14 protein-coding genes are annotated in these 15,973 nt (G+C 40.5%); 3 read left to right on the top strand and 11 right to left on the bottom strand.

The window, feature by feature from the left end; genetic code table 11:
* Window positions 1-68: 68 nt before the first annotated feature.
* From M3O96_RS04030 to M3O96_RS04075, 10 genes are all read right to left on the bottom strand, one after another.
* The gene (locus M3O96_RS04030) at window positions 69-1,478 is read right to left on the bottom strand and encodes a Gfo/Idh/MocA family protein (protein ID WP_249718995.1); all 1,410 of its coding nucleotides are present in this window, start codon (window positions 1,476-1,478) and stop codon (window positions 69-71) included.
* A 148-nt stretch (window positions 1,479-1,626) separates the two neighbouring features.
* A complete protein-coding gene (locus M3O96_RS04035; protein WP_249718997.1) occupies window positions 1,627-1,833 on the bottom strand; it encodes a YgaP family membrane protein in 207 nt (68 codons plus the stop codon).
* A gap of 149 nt (window positions 1,834-1,982) precedes the next feature.
* Window positions 1,983-2,915 (bottom strand): L-histidine N(alpha)-methyltransferase, encoded by a 933-nt coding sequence (egtD, locus tag M3O96_RS04040; RefSeq protein ID WP_249718999.1) that lies wholly within the window; start codon window positions 2,913-2,915, stop codon window positions 1,983-1,985.
* A 4-nt stretch (window positions 2,916-2,919) separates the two neighbouring features.
* Window positions 2,920-4,071 carry an ergothioneine biosynthesis protein EgtB gene (egtB, locus tag M3O96_RS04045; RefSeq protein ID WP_249719000.1) on the bottom strand — a complete coding sequence of 384 codons (1,152 nt, stop codon included), beginning with the start codon at window positions 4,069-4,071 and terminating at the stop codon, window positions 2,920-2,922.
* Between the two features lie 5 nt (window positions 4,072-4,076).
* Complete coding sequence (locus M3O96_RS04050) at window positions 4,077-5,567, bottom strand: BCCT family transporter (RefSeq protein WP_249719002.1); 1,491 nt, start codon at window positions 5,565-5,567, stop codon at window positions 4,077-4,079.
* A 12-nt stretch (window positions 5,568-5,579) separates the two neighbouring features.
* Window positions 5,580-6,062, bottom strand: a complete 483-nt coding sequence (locus M3O96_RS04055; protein WP_249719004.1) for a DUF2062 domain-containing protein — start codon at window positions 6,060-6,062, stop codon at window positions 5,580-5,582.
* 40 nt (window positions 6,063-6,102) lie between these two features.
* Window positions 6,103-7,134 (bottom strand): glycoside hydrolase family 113, encoded by a 1,032-nt coding sequence (locus M3O96_RS04060; RefSeq protein ID WP_249719006.1) that lies wholly within the window; start codon window positions 7,132-7,134, stop codon window positions 6,103-6,105.
* Window position 7,135: 1 nt separating this feature from the next.
* Window positions 7,136-8,347: a bifunctional alpha/beta hydrolase/OsmC family protein gene (locus M3O96_RS04065; RefSeq protein ID WP_249719008.1), complete on the bottom strand. Its 1,212-nt coding sequence runs from the start codon at window positions 8,345-8,347 to the stop codon at window positions 7,136-7,138.
* Between the two features lie 79 nt (window positions 8,348-8,426).
* On the bottom strand, window positions 8,427-9,182 hold the full coding sequence (locus M3O96_RS04070; protein WP_249719010.1) for a DUF6503 family protein: 756 nt from the start codon (window positions 9,180-9,182) through the stop codon (window positions 8,427-8,429).
* Between the two features lie 108 nt (window positions 9,183-9,290).
* Window positions 9,291-10,283 carry a glycosyltransferase family 2 protein gene (locus tag M3O96_RS04075; RefSeq protein ID WP_249719012.1) on the bottom strand — a complete coding sequence of 331 codons (993 nt, stop codon included), beginning with the start codon at window positions 10,281-10,283 and terminating at the stop codon, window positions 9,291-9,293.
* Between the two features lie 161 nt (window positions 10,284-10,444).
* Here M3O96_RS04075 and M3O96_RS04080 point away from each other — a divergent pair, with 161 nt between their 5' ends.
* Both M3O96_RS04080 and M3O96_RS04085 read left to right on the top strand, forming a co-directional pair.
* Window positions 10,445-11,224, top strand: a complete 780-nt coding sequence (locus M3O96_RS04080; RefSeq protein ID WP_249719014.1) for a capsular polysaccharide synthesis protein — start codon at window positions 10,445-10,447, stop codon at window positions 11,222-11,224.
* A gap of 61 nt (window positions 11,225-11,285) precedes the next feature.
* A complete protein-coding gene (locus M3O96_RS04085) occupies window positions 11,286-12,053 on the top strand; it encodes a glycosyltransferase family 2 protein (protein ID WP_249719015.1) in 768 nt (255 codons plus the stop codon).
* A gap of 105 nt (window positions 12,054-12,158) precedes the next feature.
* Here the strand turns inward: M3O96_RS04085 and M3O96_RS04090 are convergent, their stop codons facing one another.
* Window positions 12,159-14,873, bottom strand: coding sequence for a M14 family metallopeptidase (locus M3O96_RS04090; RefSeq protein ID WP_249719017.1), 2,715 nt, complete (start codon window positions 14,871-14,873; stop codon window positions 12,159-12,161).
* Window positions 14,874-15,097: 224 nt separating this feature from the next.
* Here M3O96_RS04090 and M3O96_RS04095 point away from each other — a divergent pair, with 224 nt between their 5' ends.
* Window positions 15,098-15,961, top strand: coding sequence for a dienelactone hydrolase family protein (locus M3O96_RS04095; protein WP_249719018.1), 864 nt, complete (start codon window positions 15,098-15,100; stop codon window positions 15,959-15,961).
* The last annotated feature ends 12 nt before the right edge of the window (window positions 15,962-15,973 follow it).

Consider the following 15,973-nt stretch of genomic DNA (forward strand, 5'->3'; position numbering starts at 1 on the left):
CAAAAGTAATTGAAAAGAAAAACTATGTGTTCTATGTGTCTATTCTATAGGTAAATTACATTCAAATATTACACGATCACCTTGGTTGTTCCGCCGCCTTTGAGGGTGATGTCAACAGGTTTGTTGGATTTCCAACTTCCTCCAGTGAAGTCAGGAACATCGATGGAGTTGGAACGGTGGGCAACTGACCATTCACTCAGCGGCGAAACCGCCGACCAAAGCGCAGCGTCATATACGTCCTGATCCAAAGGCAACCCATTTCTCAGGCAGTCAATCAACCTCCAATCCATCATAAAGTCCATGCCACCATGTCCTCCGATCTGCTTGGCTAGTTCCCCTACTTTCTTGACAATCTCCGGCGTATATTTTTCTTCCAAAGCTTTCATTTCCTCAGCCTTCATCCAACTGTGTCCCTGTGCGACTTTTGGCTCCGGGTATTTTTGAGCGTAAGCTTTTGTGCCACTGACAGTATGCAGACGGGAATATGGCCTAGGCGAAGTTACATCGTGTTGGATCATGATGGAACGTCCTTTTTGGGTTTTGATGATGGTGGTATTCATATTTCCTCCAAATTTCTTTTCTGCAAATGGCGCAAAAAAATCATCCTTTTCTGCCAATTCTTTGGCCTTGGCTCCCATATGAAAATCAGCACTAGACAAAGATGTCAAGTAATCCATACGGTCTCCCCTATTGATATCCATAATCTGGCAAACAGGACCAAGTCCATGCGTAGCATATAGGTTTCCATCACGGTAGTTTTCCTTCAGCCTCCACATATCCTGATAGCCACCTTCACTTGTTTTCATAAAATTCAACCAAAGCAAATCATGGATATATGCACCTTCGGTATGGATAATTTCCCCAAAAAAACCATCTCTTTTCATATTGAGAGTCATCAATTCAAAAAAGTCGTAGCAACAGTTTTCTAATTGCATGCAATGTTTTTTGGTGCGCTCGGAAGTTTCGACTAGCTGCCAGCATTCTTCCAAAGTCTTGGCTGCAGGAACTTCTATGGCGGTATGCTTACCTCCTTCCATAGCATAGACAGCCATCGGAGTATGCCATTCCCATGGTGTAGTGATGTAGATCAGGTCCAAATCCTGTCTGTCGACCATTTTTTTCCAGGCATAGGCCGAACCAGAATACCCTTCAGGTTTGTGTTTGGTACCCTCAAGTTCCTTTTTCATCTTGTCCACCCTCTCCGGCATCAAGTCACATAGTGCTTTGATTTCGACCCCTTCGATTTTGCTCAATCGATCCACTGCACCAGGTCCTCTCTGTCCCAATCCTACAATTCCTATCCTGACTGTTGGGAGCTTTGGGGCGGCAAAGCCCGACATATTGAATAGTTGCAAATGGTTTCTTTGGCTTTGAAAAAGAACCTGCTCTGGCGTTTCGGCTTGGGCAAAATTTGGAATCGCCGAACCTACTATTCCTAGTCCTGCCAACTTGAGGAAATCTCTACGGTTATTACTCATGGGGTTTTTTGATTGGTGGTAAAGGTTAGAAAATCTGAATTTAAGATTTATTCCCTTTTGGAAAAGAACCGAAGGTATAATTTGAAAAAAATTCAATAAAAAAAACAACCCTATCAGGATTGCTTTAAAATTTAGACGTTAACATTTTCTATTTTTTTACCTGGCAGGTATTGAGACCAACGATAGTGTAAAGTGGACAGAAACTCACCAGACTTGTCAACAAGAAAATGGCTGCAACTACCATAAGCACGATTCCCAAAGTACCCGTCACAATACCTCCAAAATATAGATATGCTGCAATTAGTGCAATAATCGTACGGATAATTCTATCCGTGGTTCCCATGTTTGTTTTCATGATTTTGTGTGTTTAGGAGTGAAATAAAAAAACCAAACCAAAAATTATTGACAGGCAAATGGCACAAACAGCAATCAATTTTAAAGCGGTTTTCATTGGATTAAATATAATTCAATTACTTGCAACTTTCTTATGACTTTTGTCACATACTACTTCCTAAACAAGCTCAAAGAATAATAACCTTTGCTATCTGTAAAATGTCTGTCCCAAGAAAAATTGGTCAGTTTGGCCAATTGATCCAATTCTTTGAGACTGTACTTTTGGGAGACTTCAGTATGGATGGTTTCAAATTTTTCGAATGAAAACTTCCTTCCACCAATACTGACTTCTTGATCTTCAAGACTGACCAAAAAACTGAGAGCAGCCCCATCCTTGGGATTATACACACCATAATGATCAAAGGCTGCTAGGTCAAAATCAGCTGACAACTCTCTGTTGATCCGTTCCAAGAGATTGAGGTTAAACCTCTTTGTAATACCATCTTTATCATTGTATGCGGCACGGATGATGTGAGGATTTTTTTTCAAATCCACACCCATCAAAAAGAAATCACCATCCTGTAAATACCCATTGATCAGCCTGATGAATTCAATGGCCCTTTCTCCGTGAAAGTTTCCAATATTGCTACCCATAAACATCAAAAGTCGGGGATTTTTTCTTTCCTCTAAACTAGACATTGTCAAAAAATAATCGCCAACCAATGGCACAACAGGTACCTCAGGCAATCGGGAAGCGATGTTTTCTTCATTAAATTTTAAAATATCAGCCGAAATATCCATTGGAACGTAGGTTGGCTTTTTTCCTAAGCGGATCATCTCCTCCAAAAAAACAATTGTCTTGGTTCCATCTCCGGCACCAAGTTCGATCACGTCGATTTCCTCTGAAAGAATCTCTCCAATAATATCTTTGGATTGGTTTTGGAGGATTTCGACTTCACATCCAGGCAGGTAATACTCTTCCATTTCCATGATTTCCTGAAAAATGGCAGAGCCCTTGTCATCATAGAAATATTTGGAAGGAAGGTGTTTTTTGGAATCGCTCAATCCCCGAAGGACTTCTTCTCTGAATTCTTGATTATCCATTTTTTTATTTTGCTAGGCGAATTCCTGAAAAAAGCCATCTTGAAGCTGCAGGAAAAAAATTTCTGTAAGTGATCCTGCTATGTCCCTCAGGAGTGGCTACAGAACCACCGCGAAGGACATTTTGATTGATCATAAATTTCCCATTGTACTCTCCCAAAGCTCCAGGAGCTTTTTGGAAACCCGGATATGGCAGATAAGCACTGTAAGTCCATTCCCAAAGTTGTCCCCAAGAAAATTTCCCAGCAGCTATTTCCCACTCAAATTCCGTCGGCAGCCTCATGCCCTTCCATGTCGCAAAAGCAAGTGCCTCATAAAAACTCACATGTTGGACAGGAAGCTCTTCCCGCACTTTTTCGTATCCATTGAGTGTGTAATAAAACCACTCAGATCCTTGGCTGTGCCAATAAAGAGGTGCTAATATTTTTTGGTTGTTGATAAAATCCCAACCTTCTGAAAGCCAAAGATTGAAATCTGAATATCCTCCGGCTTCTATGAATTCGAGGTATTCCCCATTGCTGACAAGCCTGTTTGAAATCTCAAAATCCTGTATATAGACTTTATGCCTGCCACATTCATTGTCAAAGCAAAAAGCATCACCGTATGCTCCGATTTCATAAACTCCCTCAGAGATCTTCACAAATTCCGCATTATGTTCCTCTTTTTTCACTCCAAAATATTCACCATAGACAGGAAAGGTGGGTTGATTTCCAAGGATATACTTGATGTCATAGACCAAAAGCTCCTGATGCTGCTGTTCATGGTTGATGCCAAGGACGATTACTTCGTGCATTTCTTTTGAAAAATCCGAACGATCCATCAGTTTCAATACCAATTCGGTTACATATTTACGGTAAGCCATGACCTCCCGGACAGGCGGCCTACTCATCAGTCCCCGATTAGGACGAAGGACTCTGTCTCCTGCATTGTTGTAGTAGCTATTAAAGAGAAAAGCAAAGTCAGTGTTGAAAATCTTATAATTAGGATCAAAAGGAATCAAAACAAACTGTTCAAAAAACCATGTTGAATGGGAAAGATGCCACTTTGGCGGGGAGACATCCGGCATAGGCTGCGGTACATAATCTTCTAAATCGAGGGGTTGGCAAATTTTCTCCGAAAGCTCCCTTGTCTTCAAAAAATGCTTTTTTAATTCTTCCATTTAATTTATTTCTTTTTCTCCAAACTGATTAGCTGAAACACTAAATACATGACCATTCCTACAAACATAAAGCCAAAAGGCAGGGCAAAAAGGATGAGCAACTGACTGATTGACTGGAGTAGTTGATCCTTGCCAAACAAAATCACCACAATAGTCACTAAGCCGATTGCGATACCCCAAAACAACCGATACCTCCGCTTTGGATCAGGTTTTCCTTCATCCGTGAACATACTCAACACATATATGGCCGAATCCACGGAGGTTATCAGAAAAGTAAAAACCAATATCGTCGATATGGTATTGCCGAATCCGGAGTAAGGAAACAATTCGAAGAAATTAAAGATAGCACTGTAGATCGAATTAAAATTCTCGGAAGTGGCTTCTCCTAATTCGATCAATCGAAAAGCATTGGATCCAAAGACAGAAAACCATATAAAGGTTCCCAAAGCAGGGATAATCATCGTACCGAAAACAAATTGCCTGATCGTCCTCCCTTTGGAAATCCGGGCAATAAACACGCCTGTAAACGGAGCCCAAGCCAGCCAAAACGCCCAATAGAAGTATGTCCAATCTGTTAGAAATGAATGGGAAACTTTCTGATCACCGATGTTGAGGCTCATGGGAATAAATTCCCAGAGGTAGGTTCCCAAAGCATTGAAAAACATCCCAAACACAATCCATTCACTCCCCAATATCCAAGTAAAAATCAGGAGAAGAGTAGCCAATGCGATATTGAGATTGGATATTATCTTAATCCCCCGATTGACTCCCAAAAAAGCTGAGAAAGTGGAAATCACACACACGAGCACCACAAGCCAAATGGATTGGCTAACTGTAAAACTATCAATACCTGTCCAAAATGAAAGTGCATCTAACAATTGTCTGCTTCCGAGTCCAACCCCAGCTACTACTGCGATGACCGTACATATAATTGTAATAAAGTCAAGCAATGTCGCCAAAACCGACTTTTGGTAAATACCCGTCAATATGGAAGAGCTTAGGATGCTACCATTTCTTTGGTAAAGATTATACCCGATCACAAGTCCAAACAACGCATAAATCGCCCACGGCGTAAATCCCCAATGAAAAAAGGTATATTCCAAAGCGAATTCCCCTGCGGAAAGTGAAGTTGCTCGGGGAGGATTGCTGTAGTAAAAAACAGGTTCTTGAACTGCTCTAAGCAATAATCCTCCACCCATTCCGGTGCTGTATAGCATGGCTATCCATGAAATCCATGAATATTCGGCCTTCTCCTTTCCTAGTTTAACACTTCCAAATCTGGAAAATGCCAATACCAATAACACCCCAACTGATCCTAATCCTAATATCAAGTAGGAGCTCCCAAAAACGTCCAGAACCTGATAAGTCCACTCACTTAGGATTTGACCAAAAAATTCAGGAAATAAAAATGCGATTACCAAAAAACCTGCAACAAACAGGATTGACCCATAAAGGGTATGTTTCTGCGTGTCAGTTTCTTTTTTAAAAATATTCAAATTAGATCAAATTTAATCCGAACTCATATTGACTTCATCTCTCTTGCGGATTTGTCTCATAGCTCTAAATATCTGAAACAAAATAATGTAAATGACTACTGAAAGTGGAATCGATACAATTGCCCATCCACCGACTGCTAAAACCAAGCGTCCTGAATATTGGGAGAGAGCCGTTACAATACCTTCCGAAAAAGCACGCTGCAGACTTTCCAGATCCATTCCTATGCTTTCATATCCAAATAAAAATTCACCTACCCTTGCGAAAGGAATGATTAAGAATATTTGGACAGGCGTCAGTATGTAACTGATTGCTATCATTATGGGCAGATTCAACTTCAAGCGTAAAGCCAAAAAAGCCAGAAGAACAGTAGTGCTTCCATATATAGGAAAAATGCCGATCAGGATGGCAACAGAAATACTGAATGCTAGTTCTTTGGGAGCAAGTCCTTGTTTGAGGAGCCCCTTGAATTTCTGATCAAGATTTCTTAACCGCATTGCAATCCATGTTTGTTATTTCTCTTCTGGAATTCTGGCTTTATCCTAAGAAATAATTCTTCATAACCATTTGGGCTTTCTTGTTTTGTGGAGTAAAATCCGGATCCCTTTCCCTTGGCTGCGGATACCATTTCCAGAAATATACTCCAGCAAGCCAATCCTTTTGCCAAGCAGTCTGAAAGAAAGCCTCATAACACAGGGCCTGAACATCCTCAGAAAGCGGTATTTCCTTCCTTTCATTTGGCCAAATCCAAGGCTGAATGGCTGCATCCTCTGTATTGCAATAGCCGATTTCTGTAAAAATCACAGGCTTTCGATATTGCCTAACAGTCTTTTCTATTTCCTTACTTTTCTTTTCCCAAGAAGAAATCAATTCCTCAAGATCAGGATTCGTCTTGTTGCTCAGGGGAAAATATGCCTGAATGCCGATATAATCCAAAGCATCCCAAAATTTGATCTGTTGGTATTCTGTGAAATTGGCTGCATAAACCAATTCCCCTCTGTAAACAGATTTGATTTCAGCAATCACTTTCCTCCAATCTTCCTCACGGTTACTTGTCATCTCTAGTTCTGTTCCAATACACAATATCGGAATCTTGTTTTCTTCCGCAAATCTGGCAAAATATAGAATGAATTCTGTGTATTGTTCAAACCACTTTTCCCAGTCTGCTTCGGTCTTCATACTGATAGTTCCGGGCCAACTTCCCCTCACCCAAAGGTGCGGCTTTAAGATACTTTCTATTCCTTTTTCCCTTCCTATGGAAGTTGTTGTATTCATTCCCTTGAGAGATTCTCCCCACCACATTTTATCGGAATGTTCCTCCCATTTGATATCCGGAAGGTTTGGATCGGATTGCCATCCAAAAGGCGTCTGTGAAATATGACTCACACCAAAACTACCTAAGGTGTCAAGTTCCCATCCATCTAATGGATTTCTGCTTCCAACCCAACATACCCCTTTGTGTTTGTCGGCGATGACAATGCCGATGCTTTCTTCTGCAGCCTGATTTTGATAAGTCCATATTGCAAGACTGGCCAAGATCAAAACAAGGAGAATAAGCGGTCTTTTCATGTCAACTTTTAAATTTCGTTTCTATGATAATTTCCTCATGTAGCGTTCTATGAACCGGACATTTGTCAGCTATTTCAAGAAGCTTGGCTTTCATACTTTCATCGAGTTCGCCTTCTATTTCCAAACTTCTGGTAAACCTGCTTATTTTGGAGCCTTTCTTTTCAAAATCGACGCTGTCTTCCTTATGAACTTTGTCGTGATCTAGGTACACGTTGATTTCTTTTAAGTCCCAACCCTTGCGGTCCGCATACATTTTCAATGTCATCGCAGTACATGTCCCCAAAGACGCCATTAACAAATCGTAGGGTGTTGGGCCAAGATTATCCCCTCCTACTGCTGCGGGTTCGTCAGCTAGCAAGCGGTGATATGGTGTTTTGATTTCGGAAGTATAGCCCTCCCCAAACAGCCTGACTTTGACCTGATGACCTTTGGTTTCATTTTCTGGTTTTTCTTCAGGAAGGTATTTTTTGGACCAAACGCTGATCAACTCTCCCACATACCTGCTTTCGTGTTCTTCGGACAAAAGGTGATCTGCGCCGTCAAGTGTAATAAAACTTTTGGGATGGAAAGCATTTTGGAATAGCGTCGCTGCATTTGAAATGTCCACGATCTGATCTTGGGGAGAATGCAAAAACAAAAAAGCTTTCCTCATCTTGGAAAGGGTATCCGGAAGGTTTTTATTTTCAAGATCATCGATAAAATCCTTTCTGAGATAAAAACTTCTGCCACCAATATTCACTTTTGCTGAGCCTTGTTTTTTGATGGTTTCGACGTCATCTTTAAAAAGCCTTTTCACATGTTCGGGATCGGATGGTGCCCCGATAGTGACAACAGCAACAGTTTCGTCCAATTGCTCAGCCGCAAAAATCACCGCAGTACCACCGAGAGAATGTCCTATCAGGAGTTTTGGCGCTTCATAATTATCTTTCAAAAAATCAGAAGCTGCCACCAAATCGGCGACATTTGATGTAAAATGAGTATCCTCAAAGACGCCTTCACTGCTCCCCAGTCCCGTAAAATCAAAACTCAATACCGCCACTCCAAGCTGAGAAAGTGTGTTGCTGATGTTATTGACTGCCTTAAGATTTTTGGTGCAAGTAAAACAATGCGCAAAAACAGCGAAAAACCGCGGCTTTTCATCCAAGGGTAAGAAAAGGCTTCCTGAAAGCTGATTGCCTTGGGGATTCAAAAACTTAACTCGTTCGATTTTCATGCCCAGGTTTTTAAATAAAGTATTTAAAGAAAAATAAATTGAAAGTTTTTTGACTCAAATATATCCAAGGTTTTTTTGATCAATCCTTTAATGGCGTTTCAACAGTAACATTTTCCAACCTGATTTCAGAAAGTAACTCCAACTTACCTTCCTTAAAAAGACTCTCCATTTCTTCCACAGGAGTATTTTTATCCACCGGTTGGTAATTTTCATAATCCTGCAAAATCAGTCCGCCGACTTCATGTTTTTTGATTGCCTTTCGGAATCTCACTCCGCCACCATCTGTGTGGTACGAATAGGCGAGGTAATCGATGAGGTTGGTTTGTTGATTGATCCAATAAATGAACTCATCATCAAAATCCTCTCCTCCCCCATCCTCAGAAAATGTCACCTTGATCTTATGGTAATTTTTCCCTTCCAATTCTCCTTCACCCAAATAGGTTTTATAAACCGCTTCGTCATTCAATCCATATGGCAAAAAAGTGAAATAGGCCACTGAATTGACTGAATTGGTAAATGCCTTGATTCGGTCTCCGGGGAGAGAAACTGTTTCACCATTGACAGTTCGGACAAATCCGGAATTGTTCAAGACATCACGGACAAATCCGGTTGAATCTGAGAATTCCCTTAAATATTGAAATTTGGAAGGGTTCTTAGAGATTTCATAATACCTGTTTCTGAAATCAAAACTGATATTGCTTGCTTCAAAAACCTTCCCTCCGTGGGCTTCTATGGATTTATCAATGATTCGCTGAGCTTCTGAATCTTCCTTGCAGGAAAATAAAAAAGCCAATGAAAACAAAAGAAGTATCGCAGTAAGAAAATTCGATTTCATATTTGGAAGTTGGATTTTAAATGAAAATTTCAATTTAACCCTTTTATGGTTGAAACTATTTCCAACTACTCAAAAAAATCAATTTATCAGGGAAAGGCATATGCTTATTTAAAGAAATGTCGGATTTTGAAGGAAAAGTGATTTTTCGAAATATTCTTCTAGGTCCAAAATAGAAATTTTTCTTTCATGCTTGTCCATGAGAATTTGAAGCGATTTTCTGGAATCTTCGATATTTTTAATTTGCTTTCTGTAATCCAAAAAACTTTTGAAGATCCAAAAATCTCCAATCAATAATTTGGGCAAAATCTCTAACAATAAAAGCTGGATTTTCCAGAGTGGAAGATCTTTTCTTTCAACATGAATTCCGTGGAGAATCATTCTATTTCTATAATATATAGATTTTATCTTCTTTTTTTGACACGAGTTTTTGATGGTATGGCTTCCTAGGTGATAGCAAATCGATTGGTGCTCATAGTAGGATTTCCAACCAACCCGCCATGACTTTAGTCCCAAATCTACATCTTCAGAATAAAATGGTGAAAAAATCTCATTGAAACCCCCAATCTCTCTCGCCTTTTCAGTGACAACAAGGCTGTTGGCTCCAGAAAGAAAAATAGTAGGCGTGGATTTCTGGTTTAGATTATTGGAATAATATTGTTTGTTTACCTTAAGTTTTAATCCACTCAGAATTGGTATTTTAGCTGCACCTTCGATCCTGTTTCCCTCGGGTGTCAACATTCTTCCCATCACCCCAAAAGTATCTTCAAACTCAAAATATTTCCACTGTTTGCTAAAGTAAGAAACATCCAATTTGACGTCGGAATTCAAAAAGAAACTCAATTCATACTTTGCGGCTTCCAGTCCTATGTTGCAGGAATAAGAAAAGCCTTTGTTAAGTTTGTTTTGAATAACAAGCACTTGTGGGAAAAATTGCTTCAAAAATTCAACAGAGCCATCTGATGAAGCATCGTCCACTACAATAATTTCAAATGGAGCATTTTCCGCTTCAATTGCTGTTATCGTACAAGGCAAATACTGCTCAAGTAATTTTTTCCCATTGTAATTTGGGATAATAATTGAAACTGATTTTTTTAAATCCATGGATTACCCTCCTCTGATTGAAGAATTTATTTAACAATGAAACCGCAGCAATTATTTTATGAAGAAACTTTGATTGGAAATTGGATATTTGGGTTTCAAATTGTTGGTAAAATTCTGTAATTTAAAAATTAGAGCCGTTACCCAAATACACTATAAATTCTATGCCAAAACAAATTAATAGCAAAAAAGAATTCGAACTTTTAGAAGTCCAAAATGGCGTGCCTAAGGTAATATGGGGCTATTGGGCAGGAGGGTCAATGAATGCATCTAGATCAAAGAGTTTCGAAATTTTACTCGCAAATATCGGGGTAACTGTTTGTTTGGTGAATAAGGAAAATGTGACAGATTTTGTGGATAAAAAGTATCCATTACATCCGGCATTTGAATATTTGAGTGCAGTACATCAGTCTGACTATCTTAGGGCTTACCTGCTTCATCATTACGGAGGGGGATGGCATGACATCAAGGCTACTTTGATGAATTATGAAAAAGTTTGGGGACATTTTTCAGACCCGAATATTTATTTGGTAGGGAAACCTGAAGTCAAAGGCGGTCCTGCTAAGGTTTTTGACAAAGACGGGAGATGGATGCCGGATTATTGGAGCGATCTTGTGTCCGCAATAGCTTGGGTAGGAAGGCCGAATACTCCACTCAGCCATGATCTCATCAAAAATATGGAAGCCCACTTGGATGCAAATTTTGAATTGTTGAAGCAAAATCCGGGAGTTCATCCAAGGGAAAAAAAACTTGAGGCGAGCAACCCCATCACAAAATTATTTAAAACTATAGATTTTCGATTCAAAGGCAAAAATCCAAATTATCCCTTAGTGTGGACTTTTTTTGGAGATTTTTTCCATCCCCTCAATTATTTGTATAAAAATCATATATCAAATCAACTTCCAGTGGACGAAAAGAAAAATGCAGGAATTTATCATAGATAATCTGCTTACTTACCGCAAAAAACTTGAATTTTGACATCTCAAATAGATAATTAATAATCACATGATTCCAAAAGTAAGCATTGTAATTCCAGTTTATAACCAAGCAAATTTTTTGACTGAAACTTTTGATTCAGTCATCAAAAGCACTTTTAAGGAGATTGAAATTATAATCGTAGACGACGGCAGTGTAGATGATTCCGCAAAAATTGCCTTACAGTTTATGCAGAATTATCCAGAAAAAGTAACAGTCATCAATCAGGAGAATGCAGGACCCGCCAAAGCTAGAAATGAAGGAATCAAAAAAGCGATCGGAAAATACATTCTCCCTTTGGATGGAGATGACCTGATCTCTTCGACATACATCGAGAATGCGGTAAAGGTGTTGGATCAAAATCCGGCAGTCAAAGTTATTTACTCTGAAGCTGAAAAATTTGGAGATAAAGTAGGAAAGTGGAAACTCAAACCCTTTTCTTTAAAAGCATTAGCGCTCGACAATATGATTTTTGTGTCTGCTTTCTTTAGAAAAAAGGATTGGGAATTGGCAGGTGGGTACGACGAAAGAATGACATGGGGATGGGAGGATTGGGAGTTTTGGATCAACATGCTCAAATCAGGTGGGAAAGTGGTGAAGCTTTCGGAAACAGGGTTTTACTATCGGATCCGAAAAAATTCAAGAAGAAAGTCCACCAATCAAGAATCCAAACAAAAAACAATTGACCTCATCAACTCGAAGCATTTGGAATTTTTAAAATCTCAGATTAAAGGACCATTACATTATCAAAGGTCATTGTCGCCTTTGATCAATTTCATCCAAGGTCTTTTCAGATAAAAATCAAAATGAAACTGCCATCCTGATTCAATTGAAAAGGGTAATAAAAAAAGGGAACAGGCCTAAAAACCTATTCCCTTTTTAAAAAGAATCTCTAGGTAAATCCTATTTCACATATAATTGATTAAACAACAATTTGAAGGTATTGTGTGCCTGTGCCCTGAAAGTAATCTCAGGTCCGAAAGCGACAAGTTTACCCTTCCCGATAGGTGCTTCAAAAGCCACTACACCATTTCTCAGGTAAGATTGTCCCCAAGCCCAACCGGATTTAAGCGGTGACTCTGTGCCAAACCAAGCCAAAGGCTTGATGCCTTTCATTAAAGCGTCAGGTGCGAGATTGAAAACGGGGCTATTGTTAAATACCATATTGGCAGACTCTCCCATTCCCCAGTTTGCAGGAGATGAGGAATCGAGATTAGCTTTCAAAATACTTCCGGGAATGTAATATTTTTCACCTGTCAAGGCTCGCTCCCTTCCGTCAGGAAGTTTTTCAAGCAAGGCATTTGTGACAGGGAGTCCAAGGTCATAAGCGAGTGATGTGCTCGCTCCTACAGCAACTACACTGCCTCCTGCCTCCATGAATTTTTTCAATTCAGGGACAGATTTATCTTTTGTCACATTGCCAAGGAGTTTGTGATATTGTGCATCGATGTCTTCTGCCTTTGGCATGCCGCCCCAGCTTCTGATTGTTCCCGGTGCACCCGGACCGATGAATAAGATGACATCATATTTGGCTTTCAGATCTCCATTGTCAATGTCCTGTGGATAGATGACTTGGAAAGGAAAATGGTATTGCTCCATCATCCACCTTACCCAACCTGAAGGCATGGAACCACCATAATGGTCAAATAAGGCTATTCTAGCAGGTTTGATTTTCACTGCTCCAGAAGGTTTGGAACTTGAAACAAGCTTTACTCCAAATTCACTTGCGGCTTTTTCCAAAATTGCTTTGCCACCGGAAACATAGAAACTACCAGCCGGTAATCCTGATACAGTAGACGTTGTTCTTGAAACTTCTGCACCAGATTTCAACAAATCATTGACAGCAATAAAGGCATTGTTTGCCCTAGCGTCAATCAAGAATCCTGAACCTGAAGGTACTTTCATGGCAGGGAAACTTTGGATTTCACCATAGGCGATTCTCTCAAATGGCCCATCAAAGCCCTCCATAATTCTGTCAAATTCTACTCCCATCTGAAATGCCAATGTCCAGCCCGCAGCATCGTAAGGACGCTTTGGAGGGCCTCCCGGAAATTCGAAATCATTGGGGTGATCCTGAGGCTCAAACATGTCCAAGACGTGCGGACGGAATGCCTGAGCTGATTTCACTATATAAGAACCTGTGGGATATTTTTTGCCATTCACGGTAAATTCCGCAGTGGCTTTGTGAACCAAAATACCGGATTTGATCAATGCATTGATAAATCTAACGGCAGTCGGGAAGTCTGCCTGATCAGCAGGAAGGATAAATCCTCTAGGATCACGAAGTTCCATATCCTGAAAAACCGAATCGAAATACTGCTTTGGCAATCCGCTTCTCATGCCATAATAGGCCATTTCAGGATCATCTGCAGCTTTCTTTTCTTTGGCTTTGTCGTAGGCAGCCTGCACAGCAGCTGATCTTTTTGGATATTTGGTCCAATAATCCATATTGCCACGGTCGATGCTGTTTTTACCCATCTTGTAGATGTTGTAAAGGATGGCATCATCATTTCGGCTGGCGAAATCCAAGATCGCAAAGTTCAGAGAAACTGAATAGTCGATTGATTTTTTGAAGTTCCAAGCCTGAGGCTCGATCGGAAATGGTGTCGCATGTGTCGGGATCAATCTCTCCGGAACCAAAGGAATCTCTGAAGGTGTTGGTCCGCCGGTTATTTCTGTTAAGATACCAATCATGTTATGGAAGTAAGGCGTGGTACGCAAGCCACCATTCCACCAAGAAGAAAATACCGAACCACCAAGACGTGTATAGCCGGGTCTTCCTTCTAAATTGAGTCTGTTGATCATCGCAGCGCCGACTCCATCCAGACTTGTCATGATCAATGGATCAAAAACATGGTTGAATGGATCTCTGTAAGGAGGTCCTGCCACTACGGTTCCCGCGGGCGAGGTCTGATGGTGATTGTAGATGATTTGGGGAAGCCACTCCACATATTGCTGTAGGGAAGTGTTGGTGGTTTCCTTCATGTTCATCATGAAAAAATCCCTGTTGTTGTCATGTCCCACATATTTTTGGTACATGTAGGGTGAGGACATATTTCTCTTTTTGACATCTGAAGGACCCATGTACCAATTGGTAACAATCTCCTGTCCGTCAGGATTGACCTGAACCATCAGGATAATCAGGTCATCGAGGAAACGGAGGATTTCAGGGTCATTGCTGGCGACCAATTCATAGTAAGTTGGAATCAACTGATGCGAACCAACTGTCTCTGTAGAGTGCAGTCCACCATCGATCCAAACCACAGGTTTTCCCTCCACGGATAGCTTCTTGGCTTCTTCTTCGGTGATTTCAGCCCTTGCAAGCAGTTGAGAAATTTCTTTATATCGGTCTAATTTTTTATGGTTTTCGGGTGAGGTGATGATCATCATCGGCATTTGCCTTCCTTCCTCGGTCGGTCCGATTTCAACGAACTTTACACGGTCGGATAATGCTGCCAGCTTCCTGAAATAATCATCTGTAGCTGTGTAAGTAGCCAATTTGTAATCCTCCCCAATCTCAAAACCAAAATGTTCTTTCGGGGTCGGAATGCTTTGGGAAAAGGCAGTAGTAAAGGTCATCAAACCTACTATTGCCCACAAGAAGTAATGTTTTCTCATAAGTCTTTGGTGTTAGGTATTTTTTTCAATTTAATACAGACCTTTTTCCCATGCAAAAGCGGGATTGTAGTCGGAAAGAAAAAGGTTTGACTGGTCATATTCCAAAATTCTAATTGGTTAAATTTGGTCTATTCCTATTTCTCAGTTTGCTGCGGGTGTGTTTTGCTTCTCTTTTACCGCCAACAATTTGAATTTTAAACAGTTCTAACCAAAAAACTAACCCTATGTACAAAATCATCATCTACCTCAATCTGATCCTTATTGGCCTCCTTGGCTGGAAAGTTTCAGAAAAAGAAACCGTAAGCGGTTCTGAAGAAATCACCATGTGCCACACCGGCCCTTCCGAAATGATCGCATTTTTAGATGATCCAAAGTTTGTGGCATTTCATCCATCACCTGTTCCTTTTGACTTCGATCCATTGGGTGAGATGACAACTTTCCCAACCGCAGATGGAAAAAAAGCCAACGGATATCTGATCAAAGCAAAGAAACCATCCAACAACTGGCTTTTTGTCTACCAAGAATGGTGGGGTCTCAATGACAATATCAAAGCCGAGTCAGATAAATTTTATACTGACCTTGGAGGAAATGTCAACGTGATCGCCATCGATATGTATGACGGCAATGTGACTTCAAATCCCCAAGAAGCGATGGGTTTTATGAGGGGAACAAATGAAAAAAGACTGGAGACAATCGTCTTAGGCGCAAAGGATTTTGCAGGAAAAGATGCTAAAATCGCCAATGTGGGTTGGTGCTTTGGAGGAGGTTGGTCGTTGAAATCAGCGCTTCTGCTAGGCAAACAAAACGTAGGTTCTATCATCTATTACGGCATGCCGGTCAGGGATGTGGAGCAATTGAAAACGCTGAACTCTGATGTTTTGGGACTTTTTGCAACAGAAGAAAACATCTCCAAAGCAGTGATTGAAGAGTTTGCTGTTGCGATGGATAAAGCAGGAAAAGACCTTGAGTACAAAATATTTGACGCAGTCCATGGATTCTCCAATCCCTCCAATCCAAAATATGACAGTGAAGCTACCACAGAAGCTTATGGTATGGCCTTGGGTTATTTGAAGGGGAAGTTTGAGTGAGGAGATTGGAAG

The organism is Aquiflexum sp. TKW24L, assembly GCF_023502205.1.
In the GTDB taxonomy this organism is placed as follows: domain Bacteria; phylum Bacteroidota; class Bacteroidia; order Cytophagales; family Cyclobacteriaceae; genus Cognataquiflexum.